The 7,395-nt window shown below is 46.6% G+C and carries 9 protein-coding genes; 2 read left to right on the top strand and 7 right to left on the bottom strand.

Annotated elements, in window-relative coordinates; translation table 11 throughout:
- Nucleotides 1-136 precede the first annotated feature (136 nt).
- Nucleotides 137-775, bottom strand: coding sequence for a hypothetical protein (locus AYW79_RS14720; protein WP_067567507.1), 639 nt, complete (start codon nt 773-775; stop codon nt 137-139).
- A gap of 205 nt (nt 776-980) precedes the next feature.
- On the opposite strand from AYW79_RS14720, the gene AYW79_RS14715 reads away from it, so the two are divergent.
- Nucleotides 981-1,466 carry a nitroreductase family protein gene (locus AYW79_RS14715; RefSeq protein WP_067567503.1) on the top strand — a complete coding sequence of 162 codons (486 nt, stop codon included), beginning with the start codon at nt 981-983 and terminating at the stop codon, nt 1,464-1,466.
- Nucleotides 1,467-1,542: 76 nt separating this feature from the next.
- Here AYW79_RS14715 and AYW79_RS14710 read toward each other — a convergent pair whose 3' ends face one another.
- The 3 genes from AYW79_RS14710 to AYW79_RS14700 all read right to left on the bottom strand — a co-directional run bounded on the left by AYW79_RS14710 (nt 1,543) and on the right by AYW79_RS14700 (nt 4,282).
- Nucleotides 1,543-2,841, bottom strand: coding sequence for an Nramp family divalent metal transporter (locus AYW79_RS14710; protein ID WP_067567500.1), 1,299 nt, complete (start codon nt 2,839-2,841; stop codon nt 1,543-1,545).
- Between the two features lie 383 nt (nt 2,842-3,224).
- Nucleotides 3,225-3,428, bottom strand: a complete 204-nt coding sequence (locus AYW79_RS14705; RefSeq protein ID WP_067567497.1) for a hypothetical protein — start codon at nt 3,426-3,428, stop codon at nt 3,225-3,227.
- Between the two features lie 29 nt (nt 3,429-3,457).
- Nucleotides 3,458-4,282, bottom strand: coding sequence for a WD40/YVTN/BNR-like repeat-containing protein (locus AYW79_RS14700; RefSeq protein WP_067567494.1), 825 nt, complete (start codon nt 4,280-4,282; stop codon nt 3,458-3,460).
- A gap of 259 nt (nt 4,283-4,541) precedes the next feature.
- On the opposite strand from AYW79_RS14700, the gene AYW79_RS14695 reads away from it, so the two are divergent.
- Nucleotides 4,542-5,261, top strand: a complete 720-nt coding sequence (locus AYW79_RS14695; protein ID WP_197461056.1) for a sulfite exporter TauE/SafE family protein — start codon at nt 4,542-4,544, stop codon at nt 5,259-5,261.
- Between the two features lie 41 nt (nt 5,262-5,302).
- Here the strand turns inward: AYW79_RS14695 and AYW79_RS14690 are convergent, their stop codons facing one another.
- The 3 genes from AYW79_RS14690 to AYW79_RS14680 form a co-directional block, all read right to left on the bottom strand.
- Entirely contained in the window at nt 5,303-5,692 is a 390-nt protein-coding gene (locus AYW79_RS14690; RefSeq protein ID WP_067567488.1) for a RidA family protein, read from the bottom strand.
- A 105-nt stretch (nt 5,693-5,797) separates the two neighbouring features.
- Nucleotides 5,798-6,541 (bottom strand): class I SAM-dependent methyltransferase, encoded by a 744-nt coding sequence (locus AYW79_RS14685; RefSeq protein WP_067567485.1) that lies wholly within the window; start codon nt 6,539-6,541, stop codon nt 5,798-5,800.
- A 264-nt stretch (nt 6,542-6,805) separates the two neighbouring features.
- Nucleotides 6,806-7,315, bottom strand: a complete 510-nt coding sequence (locus tag AYW79_RS14680) for a carbon-nitrogen hydrolase family protein (RefSeq protein ID WP_067953474.1) — start codon at nt 7,313-7,315, stop codon at nt 6,806-6,808.
- Between the last annotated feature and the right edge of the window lie 80 nt (nt 7,316-7,395).

Below are 7,395 nucleotides of genomic sequence, written 5' to 3'. Positions count from 1 at the left end.
CACCAAGATAAGTTGACATAACTCAATCTCTACCGAGGGGCGAATTTACACCACATCTCGGACTTGATCTACAACTACGAATCAAACGTTGATTAACATGAGATTCATACAAGCGTCGATGCACTGATTTGTTCCGTCAATGCATACTACCTAAATCGATCCACTGACTCGCGGTTTTCTCGATCTGAGAAAAGGATAGCGTTTTAAGGTTGGAGTAATAAATGAGGTTGGTCTTACCGATCGTGTAGATTAGAAAGTAGGTTGTACCACCCGTTCCTGGTTTGTTTATGTACCACGTTCCTGTATGGCCCTGAGAGAGCGTTACGGTTTTTACTTTTTTAATAATATCTGGAGTTTTATTGCTTAGATCCAAATTGAATCCACTAAAGCCCAGATTTACGTTGGTACCAAATATCGAGTTTATTCCGGAATAAGCACTAAGAAACTTTTGGCCTTTGGGCAACGCTGCGGGTACATATATTTTTTGACCGCTACCAAAACCCAGTGTGCGAGGATTTCCGTGAATCATTTTTACAGCAGATTGGATACTCTTCAATTGACTGCCCGTAATGGTGAAGTGAACCATTGCGACGCTCGCAGGAAATGAGGATGGGTTGCCGGGTGTCGTCGTATGATTCGTAGTTTGGGGTGGATGGGTTGTGCTTTGTGTCTGTGATGGCGCGGACCCTTGATTTGTAGTACCGCATCCTGATACAAAGACAGTCATCGCGATGACTGTGGCGGCAATGGTCATCCTATCCATACGGCGGTTCATTCACGATACCTCCTCCAAAATGGTTTTAGCACGGACGTATTAGATCATCTGTTAATTTCTGTCTAAGGTAATCGTTTTATGCAATCGAATGTAAGATAGGTGTTGTTTATTGGAACGTGATCTGAAATCGCGTTTTGTATGATAAGATTCGTTGCGAAAGCGAGTAAAGGATGTACCTAAGCCATGGAGAGAGGATACACCGATTATGAAACTTGCAGAACGAATCGCTACACGCCGAAATATCAAAACGTTCCGGCAGGATCCTGTCGATGAGACCATGGTCAATGCTGTACTACAAACCGCAACCATGGCGCCTAATCATCGTCTGACCGAACCTTGGGAGGTCGTTTTCGTAGGTCCAAAAGCGCGCGCAGCGCTAAACCACGGTGCAGATTTTGGTGGAGCACCAATCGTTCTCGCTGTACTGTCGAATCGTGGACAAAACGAGCTAGAGCGCGAGGAGAATTTAGTTGCGACAGCGTGTTTTGTGCAGAATTTTCTTCTTCTCTTGCATGCGGAGGGGGTTGGCACGCGTTGGGCATCTCTTGGGTCTTTGCCAAAAAACAGGGAAATCCTTGGTGCAGCGGAGAAGTATGACGTGGTGGGTGTTTTTGGCATCGGTTATCCGAGCGAGATTCCCGCACCCAAAATGCGCACGCCAATATCTGAAAAGACGCGGCACCTGCCGTAGAGCGCGGGAAAAACGATAGGAAATGCATTTCAAATCTTCGGGCAGGAAGCGCTGACTTCCTGCCCTTGGCGATTTTTTAGATTGAACCGCCCAATGAGGAGTAGATCAGGGCGACGTTTAAAAAGAGAATCGTAAGTGCAATCGCACTTGAAAAGATGGTCGTTGCGGATTTGTTCACAAGGCTGCCCATGATGTCTTTTCTGCGTGTAAAGTAGATCAGTGTCAGAATCGGGGCGGGCAGGGCAATGCTGAGCAAAACTTGACTGATCACCAGTGTCTCGGTGGGGTTTACGCCGAGTAATACAATGATGAATGTAGGCAACATCGTTACGACGCGGCGCACCCAAAGTGGGATCTTAAATCCTACAAATCCTTGCATGATGACCTGCCCCGCCATGGTGCCGACGGCCGAACTCGAAAAGCCAGAAGCCAAAAGAGAAACCAGGAAAACGCCGGCAGCCGCTGAACCCAGAAGGGGTCTCAGTGTCTCATACGCTGTTGGAATACTTGCAATGTTTGTATGTCCCGTATTAAAAAATACAGAGGCTGCCATGTACATCATGGCCATGTTGATGATTCCGGCCAGAGACAGGGCAATCAGCACCTCTATGCGGCTGAATCGATTTATGAGATGTTTTTCCTGTTCATCATTTGGAGTCACACGATTTTGCGTAAGTCCTGAATGGAGATACACCACATGCGGCATGACTGTCGCCCCGACCACACCAACGGCTAGTAGCAGCGCGTTGCTGTTGCCCATCCATGGCACGATGCTGTGATATAGAATTTGACTGGCGGATGGTCGTGAGAGAACCGTTTCAACAAGGTACGCTGCACCGATCACCAACACTAGGGCTGTAATAAATCGTTCGAGTGGCCTGAATCCGAACCGTTCAAGCATCAGAATCAAGTAGGTGGTGATGCCCGTCAAAAGGGTGCCGATGATGAGCGGGATGTGAAACAGCAGGTACAAGCCAAGGGTCGCCCCTAGAAACTCAGCCAAGTCTGTCGCCATTGCGGTGAACTCCGAGATGATCCAGAGGCTGATCGACAACCATTTGGGAAAGTGTTGTCGGCAAAGCTCAGGCAAATTTCGACCCGTAGCAATACCCAGTTTTGCGGACATGTACTGAATGAGGGTCGCCATGGCACTTGCCATGACCACAACCCAAAGGAGTTTGTATCCGAATTCCGCCCCGCCCTGGATATTGGTTGCAAAATTTCCAGGGTCCATGTATGCAATAGATGCGATAAAGGCAGGGCCGATAAATGGCAGTAGTGCGCGAATGCCTTTGCGTTTTCCGGAAAGTGAACTTCTGCATGCCTGTGTGGCGCGATCTTCTTTCATTGGTACCGAGACAGACGATAGTCCCATGATCAACAAGCCTCCTCGTGCCCAGGTGAGTTGTGTTTTTCCTGATGGAAATATATTTTCTGTAGGGAAATAAAATTAGCTTAGGGAAACTTTTCTGTCGCTTAAACGATATGTTGAATCTGCTCGCAAGTAAACCCCTGTGAGGATTTTTTTCACAAACGATTGGGTTTTCTAAAATCCCCAGATGAAAGCAGGGCGCAAAGTACGCCCCGCTGTCCAGGGAATGAGTGTAGGTTCGCGAGGGTAGGGGGAATTTTTTATAGGAAGGGGAGTCCCATCTGCGGAGAGGATTCTAAATAGAGCATTCTGATTATAGTTTCTTGAAGTATCATTACCACCATCAGGATTCGGCGAGTGAAACGGTTTGGGCATGATCAATTGATTTATGGTTCTAAAAACCACAGAACATACCCACATTGTTCACAGATGTAATTATCAGCTTCTGGATTCATCCAATTGACATCAAAAAGTGATTTTCCGGCAGTGCCCATCAATGTGTGGCGTGTGTAGAAATGATCATGAGAACAGATTGGGCAGTGCAATTCATGATCCTTGATCGTATAGCGTTCAGCGGATTGTTTTTTCACGTACGTAACCTCCTGAAAAGTTCGTAGAACTAGCGAATTTTAGACCACGTTTTTCCGCCCGTTACCGTTTTCCATAGAGTGGTTCCTACAGCGTATCCATCTGAAGGACTCACAAAGATGAGGGTGGTGCCGCTCGGGGCATGATTTCCTGCAACATACCAACTTTGGCCTACTTTTTTGCTCTCATAAAGCGTTTGACCGACTTTTGCAAAGATGTGAGTGGCGTTAAGTATATCGTAGATAACGCTAGATTTAGTTAAAAGCGGCTTTGTTGGGTTCCACTTTACGCCTCCGTCTTTAGTTTTGTACAGTGCAATCGGCTCAAGTGGGCCGGCAGCTCCATGCGGTGCAGTCATCATTAAACCCACCCGCGAATTGGCAAAGCTGATCTGTATGACGGATTGTGCTTCGATCGGTACCAAATTTCGATTCCATTTTCTACCGCCGTCATGTGTCACATAGAGGTAACTTTGCGTGTTATTAGCCGGTAAAATGGCGTAAGCGGTATTCTTGTTTAAAAAGTCAGTCTGGCCGTTTGATTTGATCGCGGCGTCGCCGCGAAGCGTTCTAACCCAATGGGTTCCGCTGTCACTTGTTTGAAACACGCCTAGACTTGATGCAGCCCATCCATAACCAGAGTGAAACATCGCGATTTGAGCAACAACGCCTAATGCGGAATAGGGCATTTCTTTATCACTCGCTGAATCCATTTTTGAAATTATCGGAAACTGTGGGGTTGCTTCGGTGTAATGAGCAAACGATGGAGCCATGGATGCGGGTGACAAAATGGAGAGAAGAGAGACTGCAGAGAGCGCGACGAGAGCCACGCGTGCGGTGAATGAGGGGAATACCATGTGTTCTCCACCCTCTCAAGTCAATGGTTACAGTTAAGACGAGAGATGAAGTGGGGAGGTTACACGGACTGACCTTTTCATGCGAAGGCTGGATTTTATCATGCCCTGCAATGTTTAAGGGAAGAAGTTCTAGCGAGTGGTTTGTAGGCATCATCTCGATCCATCGTTTCCAACACGGTGATCTTCAAATAAAATAGAGGCAATGATCATTCATACGGGAGCAAATATGTCGATACTGCTGATTCTTGGAGTCGTTTTGGTGATTTTTTTGGGAGCTTTGACGCGCACTACGTTTGGCTTTGGAGAAGCCGTAGTGAGTATGCCGCTATTGACACTGCTTCCACTCAATTTGCATACTTCTATTTCTTTAATGGGGTTTGTCGGACTTACGGTAGCCATAGTTGCTGTAACGACGGGTTGGCGGCATATCCATCGCAAAGCGTTGGTTCCATTGGTTTTTTCCGCTCTCGCAGGAATCCCCATCGGGCTGATCATGGTGACTTATGTTCCGACAAATGTCATGACAGGATCACTCGGTGTCGCACTTTTTGCTTATGCGATTTACTCATTAACCCGACCTATTTATCTTATCACAGACGTGCAGGATCGATTGCAGCATCCGTTATGGGGCGTATTATTTGGTTTTGCCTCAGGTGTCTTTGGCAGTGCGTATAATTTTAACGGCGTTCCGGTTGCGGTTTACGGTTCAATACGAGGATGGCAGCCGAGAATTTTTCGAAGTACCATGCAAGCTTATTTTCTCATTTCGGGTACACTCATCGTTATCGGACAGGGAATAAGCCAGATGTGGAATTTCGACGTGTTTACTCTGTATTTGTTTTCTCTGCCATCCATGGCTGCAGCCATCCTGTTAGGCACTCTACTTCATCGAAAAATCCCTACAGACAAATTTCAACGCTACATCTTTTTTCTTGTCATGGCGCTTGGGGTGGTGTTGTTCGCAAAATCGATCCTTTGATCGTACCCAAATTGCTCTTTTACATGAGGAAAGGACCACGACTACTCATTTACGATTGCGATGGCTTCAATCTCGACCATGAGCTCAGGCTCGATGAGCGCTTTCACTTCAACCATTGTAGCGGCAGGACGGATATCCCTAAAAAACGTTCCGTGTGCCTTTCCTATTTCCTCCCATTTTGAGATATCGGTTACGAACATCCTTGTCCGAACAATATCATCCAGTGTTGCTCCAACCTTTTCGAGGGATTCTTTTATGATTTCTAAGGCGCATACCGTTTGTGCATAAGCGTCACCCACACCGACGATTTTGCCATCTCTTACAGCGGTGGTGCCTGCCACTTCAACACGGTCTCCAACGCGAATCGCTCGACTGTATCCCACAACAGGTTCCCATGCAGAACCTGACGACACCTTGATTCTCTCTGTCATACGAATCACTCCCTCTTCTTATCTTCTGGCGTTCACGCTCCGCTTATAGACAGAAATCGTTGCAAACAGTTTTTTAGGATCGACTTCGGCAAATATCACGCTTAATCATAGGCGATCTTGCGCCTTATGAGACGAAATGAACAAAAAGAGTGGGATTCTCAATCGGCGAATGTATTCATCTTGATCCAGATTGGACGGTGATGGTCGAGACTCCCGAAGGGATGTGATGGACAATCCCGCTTTTTGAACCGCAGAAAAATAATCATCAATGGTACGATGGTATTTAAGTACGGTACTACCCAACCAAGGGGAAATGCGCTCACCCGTCTCAAAATAATGATCAACGATCCAGTCTGCTCTTCGTGTTGAGATTTCTGCACTTCGCGCGCAAGAGGTCAACACGGGATGTTCAACGGAAAAAACGAATTGTCCGCCGGGAACGAGTGTTTTATATACGTTTTGAAAACATGCCTCAACATCCTTGATGTAATGGAGTGCCAATCGAGAGACAACGAGATCAAATGTTTCTTCTGGATAATCCCAATCCTCAATCGAAGAGAAAATGATTTCCCCCTGTGTGCCCTGTAGCGTGTTGCGTCCTGCATTCACCATGTTTTTGGAACCTTCCACCCCAACATAGCGACGGCAGCCGTTGTTTATCGATTCAAGACCGAAGTCAGCGTTTCCACTGCCAAGATCGAGTATTGCCTGATTTTTTACACCACCGACAAGTTCCATAAAAATTGGTTTTTCAATTGTGTCATTCGGGTTTTGCGACCTACTTCTGCGTTGCATGTAGGTATCATAAACGGAAGATTGATCGTAAAAGTCTGGACCGCTATACCCCATAGTTGTCACTTTTTTCGCCCCCCGTTGAGGTCGTAATTTTCCGCCCCTATCACTCGTCTGATGTCGATCATCAAGATAGCGCCAGTACATTGGAAGCACAGCCTGACCGTTGTGTAAACCGTGTTAGCCATTCGAGAACACGCGATTTCTATTTCTTCCGACGATCTAACGCCATTTTCGTCTACGATGATGGCCCAATGAGGAATAGTGGCTATTCTTCTTGGTGCATAGATGCCCGATTCCCAAACGCTTCACTGTGTTTCTTTAAAACAGCCCAGGGTTATACCGGTCAGCCAGTCGTCTGCTCGCTTGATTGGGATCGATATCCCAAACCAATAATTGCTCCTGCCTTGGAGCAGCGACCGTCAGTCGTTCTCCGAATGGAGAAATTATGGTTGTCGTGACATTTTGGGATTCAAGAGCGTAGTTGACGCTTGCGAAAAAAATGTTATTTTCTCCGCTTCTACAAATCATGGCATTTTGATAAAATTCCGGGTTCGTTACTTCGTTAGTAAATTGAGGGTGGAACACGATACGCGCTCCTTGACGAGCTGCCCATCGTACCGTCTCAGGATACCGCCATCCCTCATGACAGATGACAATTCCGAGTGTTACTCCCTTTATCTCAAACACCCTACGATGAGTTCCAGGCACATACCCGAATTTGTCTTCATCTGGGTCATATTGGTTTTTCGTTTGATAACCCAGTATCTCTCCGCTTTCAGAAATCATAAAAGCTACGATATGAAGTCCAAGGTCATCTTGCCACTCCATCGGCAAAATGAGATCAAGTCCGAGATGTGGTGTAAATTCGCCCCTCGGTAGAGATTGAGTTATGTCAACTTATCTTGGTG

The organism is Ferroacidibacillus organovorans (assembly GCF_001642725.1).
In the GTDB taxonomy this organism is placed as follows: domain Bacteria; phylum Bacillota; class Bacilli; order Alicyclobacillales; family SLC66; genus Ferroacidibacillus; species Ferroacidibacillus organovorans.
This window is presented reverse-complemented; position numbering and strand designations above follow the sequence as displayed.